Source organism: Dactylosporangium sp. NPDC049525 (genome assembly GCF_040676755.1).
Taxonomy (GTDB): Bacteria; Actinomycetota; Actinomycetes; order Mycobacteriales; family Micromonosporaceae; genus Dactylosporangium.
The window spans coordinates 97,941-122,846 of sequence record NZ_JBFAPO010000020.1 but is presented as its reverse complement, the minus strand read 5'-3'; the positions used below and the strand labels follow the sequence as shown (position 1 = coordinate 122,846).

At 72.2% G+C, this 24,906-nt stretch carries 26 protein-coding genes and 1 pseudogene; 16 read left to right on the top strand and 11 right to left on the bottom strand.

The features are described from left to right. Positions 1 to 55: 55 nt before the first annotated feature. From AB0K00_RS27310 to AB0K00_RS27295, 4 genes are read left to right on the top strand one after another with little or no spacing between them, the layout of a single operon-like run. On the top strand, positions 56 to 1,207 hold the full coding sequence (locus AB0K00_RS27310) for an efflux RND transporter periplasmic adaptor subunit (protein ID WP_363525321.1): 1,152 nt from the start codon (positions 56 to 58) through the stop codon (positions 1,205 to 1,207). After that, positions 1,204 to 1,902 (top strand): ABC transporter ATP-binding protein, encoded by a 699-nt coding sequence (locus AB0K00_RS27305; protein WP_363525319.1) that lies wholly within the window; start codon positions 1,204 to 1,206, stop codon positions 1,900 to 1,902. Before AB0K00_RS27310 ends, AB0K00_RS27305 begins: the two co-directional genes overlap by 4 nt. Further along, a complete protein-coding gene (locus AB0K00_RS27300; protein WP_363525317.1) occupies positions 1,899 to 3,098 on the top strand; it encodes an ABC transporter permease in 1,200 nt (399 codons plus the stop codon). The genes AB0K00_RS27305 and AB0K00_RS27300 overlap by 4 nt, the downstream gene beginning before the upstream one ends. 40 nt (positions 3,099 to 3,138) lie before the next feature. Continuing rightward, a complete protein-coding gene (locus AB0K00_RS27295; RefSeq protein WP_363525314.1) occupies positions 3,139 to 3,657 on the top strand; it encodes a hypothetical protein in 519 nt (172 codons plus the stop codon). Between the two features lie 17 nt (positions 3,658 to 3,674). On the opposite strand, the gene AB0K00_RS27290 is transcribed toward AB0K00_RS27295, so the two are convergent. Together AB0K00_RS27290 and AB0K00_RS27285 are read right to left on the bottom strand one after the other, a co-directional pair. Next, entirely contained in the window at positions 3,675 to 4,976 is a 1,302-nt protein-coding gene (locus AB0K00_RS27290) for an amidohydrolase family protein (RefSeq protein WP_363525312.1), read from the bottom strand. A gap of 84 nt (positions 4,977 to 5,060) precedes the next feature. Continuing rightward, positions 5,061 to 6,221 (bottom strand): aminotransferase class I/II-fold pyridoxal phosphate-dependent enzyme, encoded by a 1,161-nt coding sequence (locus AB0K00_RS27285; protein ID WP_363525309.1) that lies wholly within the window; start codon positions 6,219 to 6,221, stop codon positions 5,061 to 5,063. A gap of 155 nt (positions 6,222 to 6,376) precedes the next feature. Here AB0K00_RS27285 and AB0K00_RS27280 point away from each other — a divergent pair, with 155 nt between their 5' ends. Together AB0K00_RS27280 and AB0K00_RS27275 are read left to right on the top strand one after the other, a co-directional pair. After that, a complete protein-coding gene (locus AB0K00_RS27280; protein WP_363525306.1) occupies positions 6,377 to 6,820 on the top strand; it encodes an Lrp/AsnC family transcriptional regulator in 444 nt (147 codons plus the stop codon). A 378-nt stretch (positions 6,821 to 7,198) separates the two neighbouring features. Continuing rightward, complete coding sequence (locus AB0K00_RS27275) at positions 7,199 to 7,612, top strand: hypothetical protein (protein ID WP_363525303.1); 414 nt, start codon at positions 7,199 to 7,201, stop codon at positions 7,610 to 7,612. 27 nt (positions 7,613 to 7,639) lie between these two features. Here the strand turns inward: AB0K00_RS27275 and AB0K00_RS27270 are convergent, their stop codons facing one another. The 3 genes from AB0K00_RS27270 to AB0K00_RS27260 all read right to left on the bottom strand — a co-directional run bounded on the left by AB0K00_RS27270 (position 7,640) and on the right by AB0K00_RS27260 (position 9,461). After that, entirely contained in the window at positions 7,640 to 8,017 is a 378-nt protein-coding gene (locus AB0K00_RS27270) for a GntR family transcriptional regulator (protein WP_363525300.1), read from the bottom strand. Continuing rightward, a complete protein-coding gene (locus AB0K00_RS27265; RefSeq protein WP_363525297.1) occupies positions 8,018 to 8,851 on the bottom strand; it encodes a hypothetical protein in 834 nt (277 codons plus the stop codon). 73 nt (positions 8,852 to 8,924) lie between these two features. Continuing rightward, positions 8,925 to 9,461, bottom strand: a complete 537-nt coding sequence (locus AB0K00_RS27260) for a DUF4240 domain-containing protein (RefSeq protein ID WP_363525294.1) — start codon at positions 9,459 to 9,461, stop codon at positions 8,925 to 8,927. Positions 9,462 to 9,542: 81 nt separating this feature from the next. Here AB0K00_RS27260 and AB0K00_RS27255 point away from each other — a divergent pair, with 81 nt between their 5' ends. Beyond that, positions 9,543 to 9,899 (top strand): glyoxalase, encoded by a 357-nt coding sequence (locus AB0K00_RS27255; RefSeq protein WP_363525291.1) that lies wholly within the window; start codon positions 9,543 to 9,545, stop codon positions 9,897 to 9,899. Positions 9,900 to 9,924: 25 nt separating this feature from the next. Here AB0K00_RS27255 and AB0K00_RS27250 read toward each other — a convergent pair whose 3' ends face one another. The 4 genes from AB0K00_RS27250 to AB0K00_RS27235 all read right to left on the bottom strand — a co-directional run bounded on the left by AB0K00_RS27250 (position 9,925) and on the right by AB0K00_RS27235 (position 14,997). Next, entirely contained in the window at positions 9,925 to 12,411 is a 2,487-nt protein-coding gene (locus AB0K00_RS27250) for an ABC transporter permease (RefSeq protein WP_363525289.1), read from the bottom strand. A 185-nt stretch (positions 12,412 to 12,596) separates the two neighbouring features. Next, the gene (locus AB0K00_RS27245; RefSeq protein WP_363525286.1) at positions 12,597 to 13,361 is read right to left on the bottom strand and encodes an ABC transporter ATP-binding protein; all 765 of its coding nucleotides are present in this window, start codon (positions 13,359 to 13,361) and stop codon (positions 12,597 to 12,599) included. An 82-nt stretch (positions 13,362 to 13,443) separates the two neighbouring features. After that, positions 13,444 to 13,677: a hypothetical protein gene (locus AB0K00_RS27240; protein WP_363525284.1), complete on the bottom strand. Its 234-nt coding sequence runs from the start codon at positions 13,675 to 13,677 to the stop codon at positions 13,444 to 13,446. A gap of 120 nt (positions 13,678 to 13,797) precedes the next feature. Continuing rightward, a complete protein-coding gene (locus tag AB0K00_RS27235) occupies positions 13,798 to 14,997 on the bottom strand; it encodes a molybdopterin-binding protein (protein WP_363525282.1) in 1,200 nt (399 codons plus the stop codon). Positions 14,998 to 15,315: 318 nt separating this feature from the next. On the opposite strand from AB0K00_RS27235, the gene AB0K00_RS27230 reads away from it, so the two are divergent. The 7 genes from AB0K00_RS27230 (at position 15,316) to AB0K00_RS27200 (ending at position 20,303) form a co-directional block, all read left to right on the top strand. After that, positions 15,316 to 16,368 (top strand): aromatic ring-hydroxylating dioxygenase subunit alpha, encoded by a 1,053-nt coding sequence (locus AB0K00_RS27230; RefSeq protein WP_363525279.1) that lies wholly within the window; start codon positions 15,316 to 15,318, stop codon positions 16,366 to 16,368. Between the two features lie 14 nt (positions 16,369 to 16,382). Then, positions 16,383 to 17,000, top strand: a complete 618-nt coding sequence (locus tag AB0K00_RS27225; protein WP_363525276.1) for a nucleoside deaminase — start codon at positions 16,383 to 16,385, stop codon at positions 16,998 to 17,000. Between the two features lie 70 nt (positions 17,001 to 17,070). Then, positions 17,071 to 17,409 (top strand): gamma-glutamylcyclotransferase family protein, encoded by a 339-nt coding sequence (locus AB0K00_RS27220; RefSeq protein WP_363525273.1) that lies wholly within the window; start codon positions 17,071 to 17,073, stop codon positions 17,407 to 17,409. Beyond that, on the top strand, positions 17,406 to 18,068 hold the full coding sequence (locus AB0K00_RS27215) for an isochorismatase family cysteine hydrolase (protein ID WP_363525271.1): 663 nt from the start codon (positions 17,406 to 17,408) through the stop codon (positions 18,066 to 18,068). The genes AB0K00_RS27220 and AB0K00_RS27215 overlap by 4 nt, the downstream gene beginning before the upstream one ends. Positions 18,069 to 18,155: 87 nt before the next feature. Next, complete coding sequence (phzG, locus tag AB0K00_RS27210) at positions 18,156 to 18,785, top strand: phenazine biosynthesis FMN-dependent oxidase PhzG (RefSeq protein WP_363525268.1); 630 nt, start codon at positions 18,156 to 18,158, stop codon at positions 18,783 to 18,785. A gap of 22 nt (positions 18,786 to 18,807) precedes the next feature. Further along, the gene (locus AB0K00_RS27205; protein ID WP_363525265.1) at positions 18,808 to 19,563 is read left to right on the top strand and encodes a class I SAM-dependent methyltransferase; all 756 of its coding nucleotides are present in this window, start codon (positions 18,808 to 18,810) and stop codon (positions 19,561 to 19,563) included. Continuing rightward, on the top strand, positions 19,560 to 20,303 hold the full coding sequence (locus AB0K00_RS27200) for an HAD family phosphatase (RefSeq protein ID WP_363525262.1): 744 nt from the start codon (positions 19,560 to 19,562) through the stop codon (positions 20,301 to 20,303). The genes AB0K00_RS27205 and AB0K00_RS27200 overlap by 4 nt, the downstream gene beginning before the upstream one ends. A 192-nt stretch (positions 20,304 to 20,495) precedes the next feature. Here the strand turns inward: AB0K00_RS27200 and AB0K00_RS27195 are convergent, their stop codons facing one another. After that, positions 20,496 to 22,697 carry a LuxR C-terminal-related transcriptional regulator gene (locus tag AB0K00_RS27195; protein ID WP_363525259.1) on the bottom strand — a complete coding sequence of 734 codons (2,202 nt, stop codon included), beginning with the start codon at positions 22,695 to 22,697 and terminating at the stop codon, positions 20,496 to 20,498. Between the two features lie 384 nt (positions 22,698 to 23,081). Here AB0K00_RS27195 and AB0K00_RS27190 point away from each other — a divergent pair, with 384 nt between their 5' ends. Next, positions 23,082 to 23,723: an adenylate kinase gene (locus AB0K00_RS27190; protein WP_363525257.1), complete on the top strand. Its 642-nt coding sequence runs from the start codon at positions 23,082 to 23,084 to the stop codon at positions 23,721 to 23,723. Positions 23,724 to 23,848: 125 nt separating this feature from the next. Here the strand turns inward: AB0K00_RS27190 and AB0K00_RS27185 are convergent. After that, positions 23,849 to 24,388 (bottom strand): annotated as a pseudogene (locus tag AB0K00_RS27185) (DUF998 domain-containing protein); the annotation flags it as partial. Here AB0K00_RS27185 and AB0K00_RS27180 point away from each other — a divergent pair. After that, on the top strand, positions 24,269 to 24,871 hold the full coding sequence (locus AB0K00_RS27180) for a TetR family transcriptional regulator (protein WP_363525254.1): 603 nt from the start codon (positions 24,269 to 24,271) through the stop codon (positions 24,869 to 24,871). The pseudogene AB0K00_RS27185 and the gene AB0K00_RS27180 sit on opposite strands and share 120 nt — an antisense overlap. The last annotated feature ends 35 nt before the right edge of the window (positions 24,872 to 24,906 follow it).

The window sequence follows — 24,906 nt, the reverse complement described above, 5'->3', positions numbered from 1 at the left end:
AGTCCGGCAGCGTGACCCGACCGGTTCCCGACATTCGGCGGCCAGGCTTGCCGTCATGGCATGGACTCTGCAGAGGCGCTGGACGGTCGCCGTCGCGGCCGGTGCGCTCGCCGTCACGGCGGGTGCGTGGGTGTGGCACGCTCGCGGCGCCGTCGCACCCGGTGACGACGAGGTCGCGGTGAAGACCGTCGAGGTGGTGCGGACCGACCTGTCGGCGAGCCACACGCTGCGGGGGCAGCTCGGGTTCGGCGCGGCCCAGCCGGTCAAGGGCGCCGGCGCCGGGGTCGTCACGTGGCTGCCCGCCCCCGGGACGTCGATCGGTCGCGGTGACGTGCTGCTGCGGGTCGACGACGAACCGGTGGTCCTGTTCCTCGGTGGTGTCCCCATGTACCGCCCCCTGCACGAACCCAACACGGTCGGGCGGGACGTGGCCGTGGTCGCGGCGAACCTCAAGGCGCTCGGATACACCACCGGCAGCCAGCCGAAAACCGGCACGGTCGTCACGCAGAGCGGCGTCCGCACAGGGGCCGCGGCGAGCCAGGGACCCGGCACGGCCGCGTCCGGGCCGCCGGTCCGCATGACCGTCCGCGACGGTGACGGCGTGCTCACCGCCGCGCTCATCACCGCGGTCAAGGCCTGGCAGCGCGACCGGGGGATGCCCGCCGACGGCCGCCTCGACGTCGGTGACCTCGTCGTGCTGCCCGCGCCGGTCCGGGTCGACGCCGTCACCGGGCAGGCCGGCGACGCTGCGACCGGGCCGCTGCTGTCGGTGACCCCGACGGCGAAGGTCGTCACTGCGCAGGCCGCCCTCACCGACGCCGGCGGGATGACCGCCGGGGACGCCGTGACGGTGCGGCTGCCGGACGGCACGGCGGTGCCCGGCAAGGTCGCCACGGTCGGCCGGTCCGCCACTGCCACCGACGGTGACCAGCAGGCCCGCCTCACCGTCACCGTGACCCTCGACGACCCCGCCGCCGTCGACCGGCTCGACGCCGCCGACGTGCGGGTCGAGGTGGCCGGGCAGACCCGTACCGGCGTCCTGGCCGTGCCCGTCGGGGCGCTCGTCGCGCTCAGCGAGGGCGGGTACGCGCTGCAGCTCCCCGACGGGCGGCTCCTGCCGGTCACGACGGGCCTGTTCGCCAAGGGGATGGTCGAGGTCACCGGCGCCGGCCTGACCGCGGGCGCGACGGTGGTGACGTCCTCATGACCGGCCCCGTCCTCTCCGTGCGCGCCGCCAGCATGCGGTACCCGGGCGGGGTCGTCGCCCTCGACCGGGTCAGCCTCGACGTCGCCGCGGGGGAGCTCCTCGCGATCGTCGGCCCGTCCGGGTCCGGCAAGTCCACGCTGCTGCACATCATGGGTACCCTCGACCGCCCGACGTCCGGCGCGGTCCTGATCGAGGGGCACGACGTCGCGGCCCTCGGCGACCGGCGGCTGTCGGCGCTGCGGGCCCGGTCGCTCGGCTTCGTGTTCCAGCGCAGCCACCTCACCGACGGGCTGACCGCCGCCGAGAACGTCGCGACCGGCCTGCTCTACGCCGGGGTGCCGCGCCGGCACCGCCAATCCCGGGCCCTGGAGGCCCTCGGCCGGGTCGGGCTCGGCCACCGCACCGGTCACCGTCCGCACCAGCTGTCCGGCGGCGAACGGCAGCGGGTCGCGATCGCCCGCGCCCTCGTCAACGACCCGGCGGTCGTCCTCGCCGACGAGCCGACCGGAGCCCTCGACACGGCCACCGGCGAGGCGGTCCTGGAGCTGCTGCTGCGGCTGCACGCCGACGGCACCACCATCGCCGTCATCACCCACGACCGCGACATCGCCGCCCGGCTACCCCGCCGCGTCGAGATCCGCGACGGCCGCGTGGTCGCCGACACGTCCGCGGTACCCGCGGCGGGTGCACGGTGACGGCCCCGGTCCGCCTCGGCCCGCGGGACATCCTGACCCTTGGACTGCTCGGCCTGCGCATCCGCCGGTTCCGGGCGGCGCTGTCCGCGCTCGGCGTCGCCCTCGGCATCGCCACGACCGTCGTCGTCACCGGCATCCCCGCCTCCAGCCAGCGTGCGCTCACCGCCGAGCTCGCCGCCCTCGGCACGAACATGCTGCAGGTCGTGCCCGCACCCAGGAACGCCGCCGAACCGGACGAGCCGCCGCGGCTGCCGAAGGAGTCGGCCGCGATGGTCCGCCGGATCGGCCCGGTGACCGCGGTCGGCGTGGTCGCGAACACCCACACGACGGTGCGCCGCAACGACCTCACCGACCCCCGCGACAACCTGGGCCTCACCGTCCTCGCCGGCCGGCCCGGTCTCCTCGAGGTCCTCGACGCCCGCCTCGCCGCCGGGCAGTTCGTCAACGAAGGGTTCCCGACGGTGGTCCTCGGGTCGGTGGCCGCCGCCCGGCTCGGGATTCCGGCGTTGCCGGCGGGTGGCCGGCCGCCGCAGGTCGTCGTCGCGGACCGGTGGTTCACGGTCGTGGGTATCCTCGCCCGCACGCCGCTCACCCCGGAGATCGACCGGTCGGTCCTCGTCGGCTGGGACACCGCCGCGGCCGAGCTCGGCTTCGACGGCCATCCGACCGTCCTGTACGTCCGCGCCCTGGAGGCCTCGGTCGAGGCGGTCCGGGCGGTCCTGCCGGCGACCGTCGACCCGCAGCGCCCCGCCGGGGTGGTGGTGAGCCGCCCGTCGGACGCCCTCGCCGCGAAGCGGGCCGCCGAGGCGACGTTCTCCGCGCTGTTCGTCGGCCTGGCCCTGGTCGCGTTGCTCGTCGGCGGGGTCGGCATCGCCAACACGATGGTCGTGTCGGTGATGGAGCGCCGCGCCGAGATCGGGTTGCGGCGGGCCCTCGGCGCGACCCGCCGGCAGATCCGGGGACAGTTCCTGACCGAGGCCGTTGCCCTGTCCGCGCTCGGCGGGGTCGCCGGGTCCGTCCTCGGCGCGCTCGGCACCGCCGCGTACGCCGCGTGGCACGCCTGGCCCGTCGTCATCCCGGCCGAGGCCGTGGCCGGCGGGGTCGGCGGGGCGGTCGTCGTCGGGATGCTCGCCGGCGTCTACCCGTCGGTGCGGGCCGCGCGCCTCACCCCGACCGCCGCGCTCAGTGCCGCCTGATCCCTACAGGTTCCCGACAATGATCCGGAAAGCTGAACCCATGCGAAAGTCCACCCCCGTGCTGCTGCTCCTCCTCGCGTTCGCCGCGCTCACCGCCTGCTCGGACCAGCCGGACGCCACCGCCCCGAAGGTCGCGACGGTCGCCGGCGGCACCGCCCAGCCGTCCTCGCAGTCGGCGGCCGCCGCCGCGAACGAGCGGCCGATCGTGCGTTCCGACATGACCAACGAGGAGGAGGACCGGCTGTGGGCGACGTGGAAACGCTGCCTGGACGAGCACGGCGTGCCGGAGAAGGACTACAAACGGCTCTCCGACAACCCGGATCCGGCGGCGAAGGCGGCGTTCGAGGCATGTGCGAACCTCGAACCGGAGACGCCGTGGCAGCGGTCCAAGCGCCTCGACCCGGCCTACGGCGACAAGCTGCGCGACTGGGTGACCTGCATCCGCGCCGCCGGGATCGACGCCTGGGAGGACAACGGGTTCCTGGCGTTCAACAGCCTGCCGTCGGACGAGCAGCAGGTCCACGTCGACGAGTGCCAGCGCAAGGTCTTCGGGGCCTGACGCGCCTTCGCCCGTGGCTACGCCGATGCCGGCCGGGGATGCCAGGTGCCGTCGAGTGCGACGCCGGCCGCCGCGGCGATCCGGTTGCGTGACTCCACCAGCCGGGCCTTCAGCGCCGGCAGGTCCACGTCTACCAGCCGCCCGTCGCGTTTGACCACGCGGCCGGCGACGAGCACCGTGTCGACCAGACCGGGATGGCCGGCGGTGACGATCGTGCCGGCCGGGTTGTTGGCCGGAAACACGGTCAGGTCGTCGGCCCGCAACAGGATCAGGTCGGCGTCCTTGCCAGGCGTGATGCTGCCCGTCCGGGCGGCGAGCCCACAGGCCCGGGCACCGTCGACGGTGGCGAACGCCAGCACGTCGCGGGCGTTCAGGCCGCCGTCCAGGCCGCGTTGCACCGTGTAGGCGGTGCGCATGGTGGCGAACATGTCGCCGCCGGCGGAGGGAGCGTCGTCGGTGGACAGTGACGGGCGCAGGCCGGCGGCGAGCATCCGGCCGGTCTCCGGCCAGCCGATGCCCATCGTCAGCTCGACCGCCGGGCTGATCGACACCGAACTGCCGGCATGGGCGAGCATCCGCAGCTGGTCGTCGTCGATGCCGTTGGCGTGCACGAAGGTGGTGGTGTCCGACAGCAGGCCGTGCTCGAGGAGCTCGGCGATCGGCCGGCCGCCGGCGCCGCCGGACTCGATGTGCACGCTGGTCCGCAGCCCCAGATCGGCCGCCAGTTTCAGGTCCTGGGCCACCGTGTCCATTGTGGTCATTTCCGGCCCGCGCAGCCCAAGCGCCATGGTGAGCAGGCCGTCGCCGGGAAGCGCGGACCGGACGCGGCGGACCTCGGCGTCGATCGGGTCGGTGGTGCGGAACCCGGCGCCGTAGCAGAAGACCGACCGTCCGGGCGCGTCCCGCAACGCTGCGACGGCGGCGTCGGCGTGTGCTGGGCTCTGCCCGCAGTGGAACCAGTCCAGCATCGTCGTGACACCGGAGTGCAGGGCCTCCAGCCGGCCGAGCAGGTTGCCCAGGTAGACGTCCTCGGGCCGGTAGTGCGGCTTCAATGTGCCGTGCACCGCCACCAGGTACTGCGCGAACGTCCAGTCCGCGCCGACGCCGCGGAACGCGGTCTGCCAGGTGTGCCGGTGGGTGTCGACGAGGCCGGGCAGCACGATCCGGTCGGTCGCGTCGATCACCTCGGCGTCCGGTGCGTCGATCCGCTCGGCCACTTGGACGATCACGCCGTCCTCGAGCAGCACGTCGCCGCGGTCGAGATCGCCGACCGCCGGGTCCATGCTGACCACGGCGCCGCCGGTGACAAGCATCCTCATCGGGTGCACTCCTCCACGAACGTTGTTGGGGGTTTGTTCAGCGCAGGCTCTTTGGGGTTCAGCGCAAGGCTCTTTGGGGTTTGTTCAGTGCAGGGCGGTGAGCACGTCGGCGACCAGGTCGGCGGTGTCCTCCGTGCCGGCGGCCAGCCGGACCAGGCCCGGTGCGACCCCGGACGCGGCGAGCTGTTCCTCGCTGAGCATTCCGCGCCACATGGCGGCCGGATGCACGGCCAGGGATTCCACGCCGCCGAGGCTGGCCGACCTGCGGGCGTACCGCAGCCGGCCCAGGAACGCGTCGGCCGCCGCGAAACCGCCGGTGAGCTCAACGGCGAGCACCCCGCCGAAACCGCTCATCTGACTGCCGGCCAGCGCGTGCTGCGGGTGGCTCGGCAGGCCGGGGTAGTGCACCCGGGCCACGGCTGGATGGTCTGTCAGCGCCTCCGCGAGTGCCTGGCCGTTGGCGTTGTGCCGGGCCATGCGCAGCGGCAGGGTCCGCAGCCCGCGCAGCAGCAGCCACGCGTCGAACGGGCCGAGCGTGGCGCCGGTGAGCAGGGCGACGTCCCAGATCCGGTCCAGGAGCTCCGCCGGCCCGGCGAGGACTCCTGCGGACACGTCGGAGTGGCCGTTGAGGTACTTGGTGGCGCTGTGCCAGACCAGGTCAATGCCGAGGTCGGCCGGCCGCTGGTTCAACGGGGTCGCGAACGTGTTGTCGGCCAGGGTCAGCACCCCGTGCGCGCGGGCCAGCGCTGAGACCGCGCGCAGGTCCGTGACCTGCAACAGCGGGTTGCTCGGCGACTCCAGCAGCAGCACCCGGGTCCGCGGGGTCAGGGCCCGCTCGAACGCCGCCGGGTCGGTCTGGTCCACCTGGGTCGTCGACACGCCCAGCCGCGGCAGCAGGTTCAGCAGCACCGACGCCGTGCCGCCGTAGGTGGACCGCTGCCCGATCACGTGGTCACCGGCGGACACCAGCGCGAGGACGGCCGTGGTGAGCGCGGCCATCCCGGACGCGGTGACCATCGCCGCCTCGGTGTGCTCCAGCTCCGCGACCACGGCGGCGACCTGGGCGTGGTTCGGGTTCCCGTACCGGGTGTAGAAGTCCTTGCCGCGCGGCTCGACAGCGGCGTGCGCGAACTGCTCGGCGTCCTCGGCCCAGAACGCCGCCGTCTGGTAGATCGGCGGCGCCACCGCGCGGCTGGGCTGGACGTCGCGGTCGGCGTGGATCGCGACCGTGCTGCTGCCCGACATGGCTCCCCTTCCGGTGCACCTCTGGTGTTGCGCCCCAAAGCATGGCCGCCGGCGCCGCTTCCGCCCGCCGATCCGGGCAACTTTGGCAGCAAATAGCGCTCCGGCTCGAGTCAGCCGGAGTGGTACAGGGCCTCGTGACGCAATAATCTGCCAACGTGGACGACATTGATCGCGCGATACTGGCCGTGCTCGAGAAGGACGGCCGGATCAACAACGCCGACCTGGCCGTGCGGGTCGGCCTGTCACCGTCGCCGTGCCTGCGGCGCGTGCGCAGGCTGGAGGAGACCGGGGTGATCCGCGGCTACCGGGCGCTGATCGACCCCGCCGCGGTCGGGCGCAGCCTGCGCGTCTTCGTCGGTGTCAGGCTGGTGCGCCACGCCCGCGCGGACGTGGCCGCGTTCGAGCGGGCGGTCGTCCGGCTGCCCGAGGTGGTGCACACCCACCACGTCACCGGCAACTACGACTACCTGCTCCACGTCGAGGTCGCCGACCTTTCCGCCTACGAGCACTTCCACGCCAACCGCCTGGCCAACCTGCCCGGCGTGGCCGCGGTGAGCAGCTACGTGACGATGAAGACGCTCCCGGCCGACACCACCTGACTCCCGGCCGACACCACCTGACCGATAACCACGGGATCGGATCGCGGCCGGCGGATAGTGTGCGTTCGGATCCGTTGTGCGCGGTGGGAGGTTGGGCGATGTCGGTCATCGACGACGACGCGGCACGCAATCGGGCGGTCTGGACGCGATCGAACGCCGAGTTCACCGACGCGCAAGCCGTCCGCGCCTGGGCCAGTGATGAGATCACCTGGGGGCTGTTCGACGTACCCGAAAGCCGGCTCGGAGTCCTTGGCGATGTCGCAGGCCTGGACGTGGTCGAGTTGGGTTGCGGCACCGCGTACTTCTCCGCTTGGCTGGCCCGCCGCGGCGCCCGCCCGGTCGGCGTCGATGTGACCCCGGCCCAGCTTCGATCTGGCGGTGTCAGAGTATGGCGCCAGCCTCTGGTGCGACCCGAACCGCTGGGTGGCCGAGGCGGCGCGACTGCTACGACCGGGCGGACGCCTGGTGTTCCTTACCAGCAGCGTCCTCGTGACGCTGTGCCTGCCGGACGAGGAAGGGTACGCGGTGCAGTCGCTGATGCGCCCGCAGCGTGGAATGCACCGGGTGCAGTGGTCGGGCGGTGGGGTCGAGTTCCATCCCGGCCATGGCGAGTGGATTCGTATCCTGGCCGCCAACGGGTTCGTGGTCGAGGCGCTCCACGAGTTGTACGCCCCGGACGACGCCCAGACGCACGAGTACTACGACGTAGCGACCGCCGACTGGGCCAGACGATGGCCCGTGGAAGACCTGTGGGCCGCCCGCAAGGCAGCGCCGCCGCCTGACAACGGGTAGAGAAATCGTGGCCTTGGAACCGATTCGTCATGGTGAAGGCGATGGTGCGATGCCCGTGGTGAGCGCCGCTTGGACGATGCGGATGGCCTCGTTGGTGTCGAGGCCGATGCTGGCGATGACGGCGGCGTACTCGGCGGCGGCGCGGCGGGCCCGTTCGCGTCCCTGCTCGCCCGCTGCGGACACGAACGAACCGGCCGATCCGCGGGTCTCGATCAACCCCGCCTCCTCCAGCTCCCGGTAGGCCCGGCCGACGGTGTTGACGGCCAGGCCGAGGTCCGCGGCCAGGCGGCGGATGGTCGGCAGCCGGGTGCCCACGGCCAGCGTGCGGTCCTGGATCTGCCGGGCGAGCTGGGCCCGGAGCTGTTCGAACGGCGGGATCGGCGAGGCCGACTCGATGACGAGCATTCAGGTCACCGGACGCTCGCGGCGTGCCTTGCCACCGCGCCGCGCGGTCCATGCGTTGACCAGGATCAGCGCGACGACGCTGAGGGCGATGAAGGCCATCCAGGCGGTGTGCCACCTGGCGAGCGGGGTGTCGAACACCGAAATGACCGGCAGCAACCACACCATGGTCGGCACGGCGACGTCGCGGGCGTCGTCGGTCCGCATGATGGCGTCGGCGTTCAGCGAGACCTCGTCGTCCGCCACGACCGGGTGCGTCAGGATGTGGTGCAGCTGGACGAGCATGCCGGCCGCGACCCCGCACAGCCCGATGAGCAGGACAACCGCCGAGTACCTCGCGCTGGAGTCCCGCACGGTGAAGGCGGCGAGCGCCAGCGCTGTCGCACCCGCGAACGTGGTGGCCGCGAACACGGCACGCGGCCAGCCGAGCACGGTGCGCCAGCCGAGCCGGACCGGGTGCGCGGCCCGTCGCGGCAGCGTCGCGGCGGCCCGCCGGTCTGCCCGTCGCACCCACCAGTCCAGCAGGGACTGAGCCAGTACCAACCCGATCACCAGCGCGGTCAACGCCAGCAGCGACCAACGCCGGGCCGACCCGAGCCCGTCAACCGCAGCGCTGGCGGGCCGGTCGTTGACGTAGATAAGTGCGGCGGTGCAGATGAACACGGTGACCAGGACGGAGGCGGCCAGCCGCGTGCGTCGCCGGACCGCCAGCCGCGTCGCCAGCAGCGGCGTCGGCCCGACGCCGGCCATGCCGTGCTCGACCAGCCATACGCGGGTGTGCTCAAGGTCCGCCGGACGCACCGACAGGCCACCATCCGGCACCGTTTCCTTCGGCATGACGCCTCCGATGTCGCACGTCTTGTCTCAATGCTTGTCTCAACATGGTGCGTCAAGCCTTGCGACAAGTCAATCAACGAAGCTCTGGGCGACCGAGTTCGGGGTGATCACGCCGGAACGCGGCGAGCCTGGGATACGTCCGGCGGACGGCAGCCGAGTCGCCGAGGTCGATGCGCTCACCGAGCAGATCATCCGGCCCGTCAGGGTCATAGCCGGTCGGCCAGGTGCCGCTGACCACGACCTGCGCCTCCGTGATGAACTCCGCGAACCACGACGCGCGGGCGTTGCGCGCATCCGCGCCGAGGTCCGCGAGGCTGTCCGGATCCCGGGCGACCCGCTCAGCCACGGCGCGGCCGTGCGAGATGACCCAATCTTGAACATGGCCCAGGTCCTCCTCGTCCACCGGGCCGAGCAGCAGGCAGGCCGCGTCGGTCACCGGCCACGAGTACAGGCGCGACCGTGCTTGTTCCCAGCGCCGGACGAAGCCGATGACCTCGGTTGCCTTGAGTGCGCGGAGACGGCGGAAAAGCATGCGCGAGACAAGCTCGGTGTCGCCTTTGCCGTCCTGTCGGCACTCCGCGATGAGCGTCCAGAACGCGTCCTCATCCACGATCGGACCGTAACAGCCGAGCTCGCCCAGCCCGATTCGGTTACCGGGCGGACTGGTCCAGCGTCAGAAGCCTGGCTGACGGTGAATGGCGCCGCGTCGGCGATGACGTTCTACCGCGATGTGTTCGACGCGATCGAGTTGCAGCACGAGTGCCTGGTTGACGGGCAGATCGTGCGCGCCGAGCTGGTCGTGGGCGGCACCGGCTCGGCGCGCACGATCTGCGCGTGGGACAGCGACCTGCCCGCGACCGGCTGGGGCGCCGAGCGTCGCGCCGCCGCGACGGATCCGTTGCTGTTGCTGGAGTGTGTGGAGTCCGTCGCCGTGCTGCGCCGGGCCGTGGCTGCGGGCGTGTGGGTCGTGCCGCCGGCGGACGGCGCGCCGGCCGTGGTCATCAGCGACCCCGCCGACCAGCGCTGGACGCTGGCCGACGGCATCTGACCGGGTCATACCGCCATGGGCGGCGCTACTCCCAGGTGCCCGCCAGGTCGGCGGGGCGCCGGCGTACCAGTACGCCCGCCGGGACCAGGCTTGCGGCCAGCGCGATGACGAGGCAGGTGCCGGCGATCGCGGTCACCGGCCACCACGGCACCACGATGAGCACCTCCGGATTCCTGCCGCGCAGCGCGAGCACCAGCCCGGCGACCGCGGGCACCACCGCGACCACGGCCAACACCGCCCCGAGCGCGGTGACGAGCACGGCCTCCGCGCAGATCATGCGCAGCACCTGGCCGGGCGTCGCCCCCGACAGCCGCAACACCGCCACGTCACGCGCCCGGCCGCTGGTCGCCATGAGCAGTGTGTTGGCGATGCCGATGGCGGTGTACAGCAGGGCCATCCCGAGCAGTGCGACGGTGGCCAGGGTGTTGAGCCGGTCGCCCTCGTCGTCGAGGACCGCGTGGAACTGCGCGGTCGGCACCAGCGTCCCGCCGCCCGCCGTGGCTGCGGCCGCCGCCGGGCCGGTGTCGGCACCCGGCTCGAGGTCGAGGTAGACGAGGTCGGCGAGCGGCGCGCCGGTGTGGCCGGTGAGCAGGGCGGCCGGCAGCAGCAGCATCCGGGCCAGGTCGATCTGGTCGTCGACGATCGCCACCACGCGGAGCGACACCGCGGTGGAGTCGGCCAGCGCGATGCGCAGCGTGTCGCCGAGCCGCCAGCGGCCGGCGGGCACCGCGACCGTGTCGGTGCCGGTGAGGTCGTCGAGGCTGCCGGCGACGACCGGCAGGTGCACGACCCGGGACAGGGCCGGGCCGTCGACGTAGCGGCCGGTCCAGTCGTACGGGGGATTGGGTCCGTACACGTACACGGGCCGGTCGGTGACGGCGACGCCGGCCCGGATCCCCGGCGCCCGAGCCACCGCGGCCACGGTCCGTTCGGAGACCGGCCCGGTGACGAGGGCCGGGGCGACGATGCGGTGCTCCGCGGCGGCCCGTCCGGTCTCGATGATGGTGGACTCGCCCGCGAGGGCCCCGGCCGCCAGGCCGATGGTGACGACGATCGGCGCGACGGTGGCCGCGGTACGCCGCATCGCGGTCAGCGTGCTGTGCCGCACCAGGGTCCCGGTCACGCCGCCGGCGGGGGCAGTCAGCAGCCAGACGAGCGGCCGCAGCAGCACCGGGGAGAGGATGGCGCAGCCGGTGATGAGCAGCAGCACCACGAGGAAGAAGTACCCCGTGAGGGTGGCAGTGTCCGATGTGGAGAAGGCGACGGCCAGCGGCACGGCGCCACCGACGGCGAGCAGGCCGGCGATCCACCGGCCGGCCGTCATCGCGCGCTGGTCGACGGCGGCCTCCCGCAGCGCCTCAATCGGCCTGATCCGCCCCGCCCGCCGGGCCGACAGCCACGCGGCGACGAGTGCGACCAGCATGCCCACGCCGATCGCCGCGGCCACCGCCCACCAGATGAACCGGGCGGTGTACCCGGGCGGGGCGAGGCCGACGGTGCCGAGCCAACGGGCGAACGGCGCGGCGACGGCGTAGCCGAGGGCGGCGCCGGCCAGGCAGGCGACGACGGCCACGGTCATCGCCTCGCCGAGCACGAGCCGGCGGACCTGGCGGGGTGTGGCCCCGGCCGAGCGCAGCAGCCCGAACTCGCGCCGCCGGGTGGCGACGGCGTAGGCGAACGTCGACGCGACGATGAACGCGGCGACGACCAGGCCGATGCCGGCGCTGTTGCCCAGCACGATGAGCGCGGCCGCGCGCAGCTGATAGTCGGGGTCCGGGGCCGCCTCGACCCGGTCCGCGCCGCTGAGCACGCGCACGTCCCCGCCGGCGGCGGCGCGTACCTGCGCGGCCAGCGCGGCCGCGGTGGTGCCCGGGTGGGCGGTGAGCGCGATCGCGGCGATCCGGTCGCCGGCGAGCTCGGCGGCGACGGCGTCGGTGGTGTAGAAGGCGGCCGGCGCGGTCGTGTCGAGCACGCCGCTGACCACGAAGTCGCGGGGGCCGGCCGCGGTCTGCGCGGTGATCCGGTCACCGACCCGGTGGGCGGCGGGTGAGGTGAGCACGATGCTGTCCGGCCCGGCCGGGGGTCCGTCGGCGGCCCAGGTGGAGCGGTGCAGGGCCGCGATCGACCAGGGGTGGATCCGGTCGCCGGTCTCGCCCGTGACGGTGGCGTAGCCGGCGTGGTCGACGACGAGATCACCGTCCACGGTGGACAGCCGCCGGGGCAGGTCAGCCGGCAGCGCCCGGGACTCGACGGTGTCCGCGACGCCGGGCGGCCCGGTGCCGACGCCGTGCGGCTCGCCGGCGTCGTCGGCGGTGAGGGTGGCCGAGGCGGCGCCGGCGACGACCACGTCGGCCCGGGCGAGCCAGGCGGCACGGCCGTCGCCGGTGCCGAGCGCGCTGAGCGCGGACAGCGCCGACGCGGTCAGCAGTGCGACGCCGAACGCGAGCGTGACGAAGCTGCCGACGAAACTGCCCGTCCGCGCCCGGACGGTCTGCCAGGCAATGGTGATCACGACGGCGCCTCCAGGCCGGTCATGCGTCCTCACTTCGTTCCGGGCGCATGACCTTAGGGCTGAGCCCCTGATGCCCGGTCCCTCCGCTGCGCTCCAGGCCGGTCATGCGTCCTCACTTCGTTCCGGGCGCATGCCCATAGGGCTGACCCCTTGATGCCCGGTCCCTCCGCTGCGCTCCAGACCGGTCATGCGTCCTCACTTCGTTCCGGGCGCATGCCCATAGGGCTGAGCCCCTGATGCCCGGTCCCTCCGCTGCGCTCCAGGCCGGTCATGCGGGCGGCGACCGCCTCGGCGGTGGGCTCGGTGAGGTCGCCGGTGACCTGACCGTCGGCGAGGAACAGCACGCGGTCGGAGAAGGACGCGGCGAGCGGGTCGTGGGTGACCATGACGACGGTGAGCCGCTCCCGGTCGACGAGGTCGCGCAGGATGCCGAGCACCTGCCGGCCCGCAGCCGAGTCGAGCGCGCCGGTGGGCTCGTCGGCGAAGACCACCTCGGGCCGGGCGATGAGGGCCCGGGCGATGGCGACCCGCTGCTGCTGGCCGCCGGAGAGCTGCGCGGGGCGGTGCCCGGCGCGGTCCGCCAGCCCGACCGCGCCGAGCGCGTCGAGGACCGCCGCCCGCTGCGGCTTGCGCCCAGCAAGCCGCAGCGGCAGGCCGACGTTGAGCTCGGCGGTCAGCGACGGCAGCAGGTTGAAGGACTGGAAGACGAAGCCGATGCGGTCGCGGCGCAGCAGGGTCAGCTTCGTCTCGCTGAGCTTGGCCAGGTCGTGCCCGGCGAGCAGTACCTCCCCGGCGGTGGGCCGGTCGAGGCCGGCTGCGACCTGCAGCAGCGTCGACTTGCCGGAGCCGGACGGCCCCATCACGGCGGTGAACGTGCCACGGCCGAAGTCGGCGTCCACCGAGCGCAGCGCCTCGATCTCGCCGGACCCGCTGCCGAAGACCTTCCGCACGGAGCGCAACGAGACAGCCGGGCCCCGGCCGGCGCCGGCGGTCACGGCACCACGACCTGCCCGTGCGGCACCGCCGCCTGCATCACTGTTCCCGGCCGAAGAGCGCCGCGATCCGCCGCTGCCAGGCCGGCATGAACCGGGGAGGGCGGGCCGACGAGTGGTTCAGCGAAGGGTGAGGGCCGCCGCGGCGCCGCTGCGCGTGGCCGTGGACCGCCGTGCCCTGGTGTCCGGCCGGCCGCTCGGCATGTGCAGGGACTCCGGGAACACGGTGTGTCGCCCGGTGCAGCAGGCCGCGGAACGAGTGCTTGTTGGTCATCGTCGACTCCCTCTCTCTACCAGTGATAGAGGGACTCTAGCACTGATAGAGAGACGATGCGAAGACCGGCTCAGGGGGTGAAGTTCGACCGGGTCCTCTCAGTCCGAACGTGTCGGCGGACTACGGGAGGCGCAGCAACGGCGCCGCCGTGTCGGTGGTCCAGCCGGCGTCGAGCACGGCGAGCGCGTCGGCTGAGGCGGCGGCGCGCAGGCTGCCCGACCGGGCGCCGGGCACGATGCGGGCACCGTCGTCGAACGTTTCGACCGGCACTATCCGGCATCCGCCGGGGAACAGCTTGGCCGTGCCGGTGACCGGGGTGACCGGCAGCGGGCGGCGGCGGTGGCCGGCGAGCGCGTCCAACAGCGGCTCGAGCAGAGTGAGCGCGGCGACCAGCCCGGCGAACGGGTTGCCGGGCAGGCCCACGATCCACCGCCCGTCGGCCGTGCGGGCAAGGGCCTGCGGATGGCCCGGCCGGCACGCCACCCCGTCGACGTGCCAGGTCGCCGACCGTTCGCCGAGGACGTCGTGGAGGTGGTCGGCGACGCCGACGGACGACGAGCCGGTGACGACCAGTACCGGAGCCTCCGCGGCGTCGATCGCCGTCCGCAACGCGGTCGGGTCGTCGTCGATGCGGCGGTACGTGCGCAGCCGTCCGCCCGCACGTTCGGTGATCGCCGTGACGAGCGGCGCGAACACGTCCCGGACCTGCCCCGGTCCGGGCTCGCCGCGCAGGACCACCTCGTCGCCGGTGACGAGCACGTCGACGCCGGGCCGGGGATGCACCAGGACCCGCTCGACGCCGACCTGAGCGGCCGCTGCCGCAGCCGTCGCCGTGAACACCCGCCCGGCGCGCACCAGGAGATCGCCGGGTGCGGTGTCCTCACCGGCTCGGCGGATGTGGGTTCGGGTGGTCCGCGTTCCGGAGACGGTGTCGCCGCACCGGTGACAGTCCTCGTACGGCAGGACCGCCTCGGCGCCGGCCGGGACCCGGGCGCCGGTGGCGATCTCGACCGCGTCCTCGCGACCGAGCGGTGGCACCGGCCCCGGATCACCGGCGAGCGTCCGGCCGACGACCCGCCACGGTCCGGTCCCGGCGACGGCGTAGCCGTCCATCGCTGCGGCGTCGAAGGCCGGCGCCGCCGTTCGCGCCTCGACCGAGGCCGCGAGCAGGTGCCGCACCGCGTCGCCGACCGGCAGCGACACCGGCGCGAGCGGCAGCGCGACCTGCCACGCCGTGGCGTACGCCTGCGCCCAGGGCATGCTCGCGTGCCGGCGCGGGTCCGCCATCGGCGTGATCACCTGCACTCCTGTGGCGGACATGCGTGTACCGCACCGCAACGGGGTGTCCGCGGTGTGCCGTTCCGGGTTCGCCTGTGCAACCAAGACCTCCCGAACCGGATGCGGCCGCTGTGAGCGCCGGCGCCTGCGTACAGGATCCAACACCGTGGAAACGTCGGTGAAACGCTGCGCGCGGAGCATGGGCTGGGACGAGGTGTCGAGGAGGTGCGTGCGGGTGACCGATGTGCGCCGCCGCACCCACCAGAGCGCGTGGACCCGTGGCCGGGTCGCGCACGGCTGGCAACCGCAGCACTGAACCGCGGTCCACCCTGCCCTCCGTACCCTGCTGGAGCTCTTGCCATGACCGTCGTCGACGCCGTCCCGGCGCGCCCTGCCGCCGGTGTGCTGCCCCGCAACTGCACCTTCGAGCCCGCGGACTGGGCCATCCTCGCCCGTGGCTGGTATCCCGTCGCCCGCTGCGCCGACGTCGGCGACGCTCCGGTCGCGGCGACGCTGCTCGACGCGCAACTTGTCGTCTACCGCGCCGGTGACACCGTGGTCGTGGCCGATGATCTCTGCCCGCACCGAGGGGTGCCGTTGTCGTTCGGCGTCGGCGACGGTACCGGCATCGCCTGCGCCTATCACGGGCTTCGCTTCGGGTCCGGTGGTGCGTGCGTCGCGGTCCCGGCGCACCCGGCGGCGAAGATCCCGGCCAGGCTGACCCTGCGCACGTATCCGGTCGTCGAACGCTATGGCCTGATCTGGACGAGCCTGGCCGGCTCCGGCGACGGTGTGCCGCCGATGCCCGGCTGGGACGAGCCCGGCTTCCAGCGGGTGACCTGCCCGCCGTTCGACGTGGCCGCGTTCGCCGGCCGGCAGGTCGAAGGCTTCCTGGACGTGGCGCACTTCGGGTTCGTGCACCTCGACACGTTCGGCGACCCGGACAACGTCGAGGTCCCCGCGTACAACCCGGTCACCACCGCCGACGGGTTCACCGTCGACTACTGGTCCACCGTGCCCAACGTCCCGCACGGCGTGCCGAACTCGGCGCCGCCCGGGTTCCAGTGGCTGCGCCGGTTCGCGCTGCACCTGCCGTTCACCGCGACCCTGGTCGTGCACTTCCCCGACGGCGGTCGGCTGTGCATCATGAACGCCGCGTCGCCGGTCTCGGCGCGCCGCACGCGGATGTTCGCGCCGATCGCGAAGGACTTCAACACCGGCCAGCCCGCGCAGGAGATCTTCGACTTCAACCTGCGCATCTTCGAGGAGGACCGGCGCATCGTCGAGGTGCAGCAGCCGGAGAACCTGCCCCTCGACCCGCGCATCGAGGTCAACATCCCCGCCGACCGCAGCTCCGTCGCGTTTCGGCGCGGCCTGCGCGGCCTCGGCCTCAGCCACTTCTTCACCGCGTAGAACGGGGCCCTGCCATGCAGATCACCACCACCAGGTTCGGCGCGCAGCTGCCCGACTGGGTCGCCGACGAACTCGCCGCCGTGGATGCGGTGCTGCCGGGCGTCGAGGAGCGGATGCGGGTCGCGCACCGCCTCGCCGGCCGCAATCATCGTGAGGGCACCGGCGGGCCGTTCGCCGCAGTGGTCACCGATGCCGGTACCGGCGAAATCATCGCCGTCGGCGTCAACCTGGTCCTGGCGAGCAACCTGTCCGGCATGCACGCGGAAGTCGTCGCGCTGTCCCTCGCCCAGGCGCACCTCGGCACCTGGAACCTCGGCGGCGCCGACCGCGGACCCGTCGAACTCGCCGTCAACTGGCGCCCGTGCGCCATGTGCTACGGCGCGGTGCTGTGGTCCGGCGTCGCCCGCCTCGTCATCGCCGGCGAGGGCGACGAGGTGGAGCACCTCACCGGCTTCGACGAGGGCCCGATGCGCCCCGACTGGAAGGAACAGCTCAACGCCCGCGGCGTCGAGGTCCACACCGACGTCCTGCGCGCCGAGGCCCTCGCCACGTTCCGCGACTACGGCGCCCGCGACGACGTCATCGTCTACAACGGCGGCGGCCGCAGCACCGCCCGCCCGGCGGCCCGTTGAGGTCTGACGACTGCGGCGTCTCGGCCGTCCTCGGCACGGTGGCGTCCCGGCGGATGCGATGATCACCGTCATGCCTCTGCTCTTCTCGTATGGCACGCTGCGGGACCCGGCGGTGCAGCGGGCCAACTTCGGCCGTGAGCTCGACGGCCGCGACGACGCCCTGCCCGGGTACGCGACCCAGCTGCTGGAGATCACCGACCCGCACGTGCTCGCCGTCAGCGGCGAGACGCACCACCCGATCGTCGTCGCCACCGGCGAGGACACCGACCAGGTCCCGGGTGTGGTGTTCGACGTGACCGACGACGAGCTCGTCGCCGCCGACGGATACGAGGTCGACGACTACCACCGCATTCTGGTGTCCCTCGCGTCCGGCGTGCGGGCCTGGGTCTACGTGAGCGCCGCCGCATGAGCGAGGACCTCGCAGCCGCCGACCCGTGGCTACGGCCGCAGTGGGACAAGGCGGCGCTGCTGACCATCGACACCCAGGTCGACTTCGTCGAAGGCGGCGCCAGCCCGATCCCCGGTACCGCCGCCGTCGTGCCCGCCGTGGCAAGCATCGCGGCGGCATTCCGGGCGGCTGGCCGTCCCATCGTGCACGTCGTGCGCCTGTACCAAGGTGATGACGTCGACCTCGCCCGGCGCACCCTGCTCGACGGTGGCGCGCCGATCGTGCGCCCGGGAACCCCCGGCTCGCAGGTCGTGCCCCAGCTGCTGCCGCCGGCCGCGCCTGACCTGGACCCGGCCGCCCTGCTCGACGGCGGGCTCCAGCAGCTCGGCCCGGGGGAGTGGGCGATGTGGAAACCGCGGTGGGGCGCGTTCTACCGCACCGACCTCGAGCGCTTCCTGCGGCAGCTGGACGTGTCGACCGTCGTGGTCGCCGGCTGCAACTTCCCCAACTGCCCGCGCGCCGCGGTCATCGAGGCCAGCGAACGCGACTTCCGCATCGTCATCGCCGCCGACGCCATCTCCGGCGTCGACGACCGGCACCTGCAGGAAGCGGGCCGGCTCGGCGCCCTGCACACCACCACCGCGGGCATCGTCGCCGCGCTGTGCTCGTTGCCGATGTGACGGAGCGTACGGCGAAACGGGGTCGCGCCCGTGCCGTCGTCGTCGTTACGGTCGGAGCGGCTGACGATGATCGGACGGGGGTTCGGTGTGACGATCGAGACGCTGACCGGTGACACCTCGCTGGTGCTGCCCGAGTTCGACGACCCGCCCGCGGATCCGATCGCCCTGCTCGGCGCCTGGCTCGACACCGCCGTCGACCGTGGGGTTCGCGAGCCGTATTCGATCCTGCTGGCCACCGCCGACAGCGCAGGCATGCCGTCCAGCCGGGTCGTGCTGCTCAAGGACTTCGACCCGCAGGGCCTGGTGTTCACCACCCATACGGGTAGCCGCAAAGGCGCCGAGCTCGCTGCCCGGCCGTACGCCTCGGCGACGTTCTACTGGCGCGAAACGCTCCAGCAGATCCACGTCACCGGCCCCGTGCAGCAGCTGCCGGCCGCCGCGTCCGACGCGCTGTTCGCCGAGCGGCCGGCCGCCGCTCAGGCCACGACCGCCGCGTCCCGGCAGAGCGCACCGCTCGATGATGAGGCGGCGCTGCGGCAACGCGCAGCGGATCTGCTCAGCACCGGCGGCCCGATCGCCCGGCCGGACGGCTGGGCCGGATACCGGCTCACGCCGACCGGCATCGAGTTCTGGCACGGCAGCGTCGACCGTCTGCACCGCCGCCTGCGGTACGACCGCCAACCCATCGGCTGGAGGTCGCAGCGCCTGCAGCCCTGACCTATCACGGGAGGCCCCGCACATGCTCGCCGGAGACGTCGACTACCACCGCCACGGCCAGGGATACGCCAACCAGCGCCGCACCGACCCGCGCATCGAGGCGCAGGTCCACGCGGCCCTCGGCGACGCCCGCACCATCATCAACGTCGGCGCCGGAGCCGGCTCCTACGAACCCTCCGGCCGGTACGTCGTCGCAGTCGAGCCGTCCGCGGCGATGCGTGCGCAACGCCCGGCCGGGCGGGTACCGGCGCTGAACGCGACCGCGGAACAGCTGCCGTTCGACGACGACAGCTTCGACGCCGCCCTCGCCTCCGTGACCGTGCACCAGTGGTCGGACACCGTCGCCGGACTGCGCGAGCTGCGGCGGGTCGCCCGAGGGCCGGTCGTCGTGCTCACCTTCGACGGCGACGCCCTGGATCTGCTGTGGCTCGCCGAGTATGCACCGGAGCTCATCGCGGCGGAACGCCGCCGGTATCCGGCGCTGGACCTGATCGCCTCGCACATCGGCGCGACCTGCGAGATCCAGCAGGTCGCGGTGCCGATCGACTGCGTCGACGGGTTCACCGAAGCGTTCTACGCCCGGCCCGAACGGTTCCTGGACGCCGCGGTGCGCCGGTCGCAGTCGGCGTGGACGTTCGTCGACGACGCCGACGAGGCCCGCGCGGTCGAACACCTGCGCCGCGACCTCGACAGCGGGGCCTGGGACGAACGCCACGGCCACCTGCGCACCCAGCCGGAGTTCGCCGGCTCGCTCCGCCTGCTGATCGGCCGCCCGTGACCGAGCCACGCACGCTCGACGCCCCGGTGTTCGACGCCTGGGCACCGGACGGGGTGGTGTTCGACTGCGACGGACTGCTCGTCGACACCGAACCCTGCTGGAGCGTCGCGGAGACCGCACTGTTCGCCCGCCGCGGCCTACCGTTCGGCGTCGAACAGAAACGGCTCCTGATCGGCAAGTCGCTCACCGCGGCGGGCGCGGTGCTGGAGGAGGTGTTCGGTGAGCCCGGACAGGCAGCGGCGCTCGGTGCGGAGCTCGAAGCGCTCGTCGCCGAGGTGATCGCCGACCAGGCACAGCCCATGCCGGGCGCCCGCGCAGTGGTAGAGCTGGCCGCCGGTAGAGTGCCGGTCGCCGTTGCGAGCAACTCCTCCCGCCGGCTGCTCGACCTCGCCCTGTACCGGGGCGGCTTCGCCGACACGTTCAGCGTCAGCATCGCCGCTGACGAGGTCGAACACCCGAAGCCCCGGCCGGACCTTTACCTGCAAGCCTGCACGCGGCTCGGGATCGCGCCGGCCCGCGGGCTGGCGTTCGAGGACTCGCTGACCGGCATGCGCGCCGCCGTCGCTGCCGGGCTGCGGCTCGTCAGCGTGCCGACCCTCGGCCAGCCCGGCCTCCCCGGCGACTGGCTGCTGTCCAGCCTCGAACATCCCGGCCTCATCGACTGGATCACCGCCTGGCCCATTCGCAGTGACGCGCTCATCCACGCCGAGCGCACGGGTCAGGAAGCATCGCGAACGTAGCGTCCCATCTCACCGGGAGCCCGAGTTTTGCTGGGTCAGGCTTCCCGAGCGCGGCTGCCACGTTGAGATGTCCTGGGACCGGAGGACGAAATCGTCAAGGTCCTTGGCCGTCAGCAGGAATTCCGTCAGCGGGCCGGACATGTCAGCGAGCAGGTCCGGCGGCAGTGGTTGATCGCGTGCCGGAGTCGAGCGTCAGGCGAGGTCGTTGTCGAGTGCGTATCGGGTCGCCGCGCTGCGGCTGTGTGCTCCGATCTTGTGGTAGATGGAGCGGAGGTGTCCTGCGACGGTGCGTTCGCTGAGGTGCAGCCGCTGTGCGATCTGCGCGTTGGTGAGGCCTTCGGCCAGATTGGTGAGCACAGTCAGTTCTCGCTGGGTGAGGTGGTGCGGGTTGGCGACGTCTGGCTGCGTGGCGACCGTCGTGTTCTGGGCGGGCGGGCCGACCAGGTGTCCCGGATCTGGGCATGTACGCAGGATGTGATTGGCGGCGGCGCGTAGCTCGGCGGCGTTGCTTCGTCGGCCGACCTGTTCGCGGGCTCGGGCCAGCGCGGTGAGCACTTCGATGTATTCGAGTCGGAACGATGCCCGGCGAACCAGTTGGTAGGCGCGGCTGAGTTCGGGTTCGGCGATGTCTGGTCGGCCCTCGGCGAGATCGAGCCAGCCGTGGGCGAAGTGGCGGACGTGGGTGAGGTGGTGTTCGTCCAGGATGCGCCAGCGGATGTCGTTGTCCGCGCGGTCGAGCCAGTCGCGCGCCGCGTCGGGTTCGCCGCGGCGAAGGAACAGCTTGCACAGACCGCCGATTGCTCTTACGGCGAGCAGGTGGTGGCCGGTCGCGTCGGCCCGCGCGAGACTTCGACGATAGCCGTCGATCGCTACGTCGAAGTTGTCGAGGCGCGAATCAACGGCGGCCGCAGTGGAGAGGCTCATGCCGTAGAAGGCCTGGTCCTGCCGGATCGTGTGGAGGGCCTGCCGCGACCAGTGCAGCGCCTGGCCGATATCGCCGCAGGAGTAGCTGTGGACCTGTCGGATCAGGGCAGTTTTCGCGTCGAGGTCTGCGTGCGATGGCGCGTCGGTGTCGGCGCCTGCGGTGCGGTCGACCTGCTCGATCCAGGTTGCCGCGTCGCTCGGATCACCGGCAAGGATGGCGGTCATGGCGCGTGCCACCAGGAGCCTGGTGTCAGCGCGCACGGCCGAGTCTCCGACGGCGTCGAACCAGCCGAGCACGGTGGCCAACTGGCCGTGGTTGGCCACATGGCCGTAATTGGCGGTGATGAGGTCGCTGATGGTCCCGGCGTCTCCGGCGGCAAGGGCGTGCCGGACGGCGTCGATCGGCAGGCCGTGATCCTGATGCCAGGCCGCTGCGCGTCGATGCAGGACCGGGATGAGCTCGGGCTCCGTTTGTTCCAGCCCACGGATGAGCACGTCCCTGAGGAGAGGGTGGTACCGGTACCACAGCCGCTGGTTGTCCAGCGCGATCAGGAACAGCTGCTCGTGCTCCGCCTGGTGCAGGTGCTCCGCGGCGTCGTTGCTGTCGGTCACGCGGTCGCCGAGCGATGCGCACAACCGGTCGAGGATCGACGTGCGCCGCAGGAAGGTCCGCATCGGTGGAGGTTGGCGGTCGAGGACCTCGGCCATGAGGTAGTCGGTGATGTGCCGGTCGGTGCCGGAGAACTCCGTGATGCGGCCGTGGGGGTTGGGGCGTCCGCGCAGGGAGAGTGCGGCGAGGTGGAGTCCGGCGCACCAGCCTTCGGTCCGGTCGTACAGCAGGTCGATGTCGGCGGCGGCCAGCGAGGTGCCGATGTCCTCGGTGAGCAGCTGGGCGGCCTCGGCGCGGGTCAGGCGAAGGTCCTTGGCACCGATCTCCAGGAGGATGTTCTGTCCGCGGAGCCGGCTGGCCGGCCATGCGGCCGGTGGTGCGCGGCGGCTGCTGATCATCAGGCTCAGTGCCGGCGGCAGGTGTTCGATGAGGAAGCCGAGGGTGGCATGGATCTGTGGGTCGGTGATGAGGTGGTAGTCGTCGAGGACCAGCGTCAGCGGAGCACTGAGCAGGCTGAGCTCGTTGATCAGGGCCGGGACGACATCCTCCAGCACGCTCGTGCCGGGGGCGGCGAGGAGCCGGCCGGACCGGCCGCCCACCGCGTCGACTGCCGGTGTTCCGTCGTATGCGTCCGTCCGGTCGGCGTCTTGCGCCAGGCCCGCGAGCACGTAGGCCCAGAACCGACTGATGTCGTTGTCGGACTCGTCGACCGAGTACCACGCGAACGGTCCGGGTGCGGTGGCGCGCAGCCACAATGCGAGCGTGGTCGACTTTCCCGAACCGGCGGGCGCTTCGATGAAGGTGAGCCGGCCCGGACCGGCGCGGGCCGACAACAGCCTGGTCAGCTCTGGACGTTCCAAGCATCCGGGCCACAGCCGCGGAGGCAACAGTTTGGTCCGCAGGAGGCCGTCGAAGTCAGGCGGCGCCGGGGACCGTGGCGGGTGAGCCTCACGATCCAGCACGGGGTGATTCGGCACGGAGTGATCCAGCACGAGGTGATCCAGCACGAGGGCGATCCAGCACAAGGCGATCCGGCACATGCGGTCCATGGTGTGCAACGCGCCTCCAGCAAGAGTAGCCGCCGTGGTCGGCATTCCTGCCTGAGCGGGATGGCGGGTAGGCAGAATTGCCTGGACCACCGATCGTGGCGTCTCGGGCAGTTATGCCGATGCCCGGTGGTTCGGGCCGTTCCTAGCGTTTGCGACGTCGCTCAACCCCCGCACAGGAGGAACAGGAAGAAGATCATGCGAATTGGGATCATTGGGCCGCCAGGCGCCGGCAAGGGAACGCAGGCCGCGCTGATCGCCGCCCATTTCGATGTCCCGTACATCGGCACGGGTGACATGCTGCGCGATCACGTCGCTCGAGGCACCGATGTCGGTCGTGCCGTGCGGAGCTATCTCGACCGCGGAGAACTGGTGCCGGATGAGATCGTGTGCGACACGCTCCGTGAGGCGTTCACCGATGCCATAGCGACCGGCGGCGGTTACGTCCTCGACGGAATGCCACGCACCATGAACCAGGCCCGGGCGATATACAAGGTCGCTTCGGAACTGGGCATGACCACGGACGTGGCGCTGCATTTGAAGGCCGACGACGAAACAGTCAGGCGGCGGATGCTGGCCCGATCCGCCGTCGAACACCGCTCCGACGACACCGAGCCAGTCATCCAACACCGGCTGGACCTCTACCACCGGGTGACGGAGCCGATCCTCGCCTGGTACGCCTTCCGCGGCATCCTGCTGACCGTCGACGTGACGCGCACCGCCGCGCAGGTCGGCAGGGAGATCCTCGTCGCGCTCGAAGTGATGCGCCCGTTGCTCGATTCCTGCCCGGAGAAACTGCGCCGTTCGGTCGACCTCACCGCGCTCACGCCAACAGCGTGATGGCCCTCACCTGGTGTCAGCGGGGAGCGTCGCCGGCGTGTCCAGGGGCTGCGGTTCCAGATCGACGCCCCCGCACAGATGAGGCCGAAGAGGACCGGACAGACGGCGCAGCGTTCGACGAGACCGACCAGGACGTTGGCACCTGAGCCGGCGACGGCGAGGAAGCCCACCATCGAGACGAGCCCGAACGCGCCGAGCATGACCATGGATTTCCCGGCTTTCCGAGCGACGCCGAGGTGCCGGTGCATGCGTCCCAAGACGATGATCAGAACGTTGCCACCGACGATGGCTGCCATGGCGCCCAGACCGTGATAGTCGACGGTGCCTTGTCTGTCGGCCTCGCCGTCTCCGGGGAAGAACGCCAGCACGACGCCGCCGACACCCACCAGGGTTCCGATGATGAGCACTGCCCAGCGGCGCCAACCTCGCAGGCCGTTGAGCATGGCGACACCGACGAACACCGTGATCCCGAAGAGGAAGAAGCCGGTGTTCATGACCCATGCGAGTGGCGAGTACATGTACTGGTCCAGCGCTTCCAGTGGGCCATGGACTCCGAGGTCGCTGATGTAGTGATAGGTGTAGCTGTACGGGGGATCCGTCCATGCTGCGGCAGCGACGAACTCGGCGACGAGAAAGACGTCTCCCCGACCACCGTCTTCGCGCACTTCCCCCAGAAGGAGGCACTGCTCTTCTACGAGGAAGACGCGCAGCGCCAGAGACTCGTCGCCGCCGTGCGCCAGCGACCGGACGGCCTTTCGATCTCCGAAGCGCTGAAGACCTACTACCGCGCTGAGTTCGTCTCCATGTGGTCCGGCGAAGACGGAGCCCTCCGCCGCCGCGTCATGTCGCTCATGGAGGCGACCCCCGCGCTCCAGGACTACGCCTCTCGGATGTGGCTTCGCCACGAGGACGCACTCGCTGCGACCATTACCGAGGAGTTCGGCCTGCCGCAGCCGAGCGACGAGATCCGCATCTACGCCCGCTTCGCGCTCCAGATCCAGCTGCTCGTGACGAGTGAATCCGACCCGATGCTCGACGCGGGATTTCGGATCCTCGATCAGGGCTGGAGCCGGTACCACCCGGTGCCCAGCGGTTCGCGCGGGTCGAGCTCCGGGCCGCGGTCAGCTACCGCGTCATCGCGGAGTTGATGGCGAGACTGACGGCCACGAACCGAGCGCCGGCT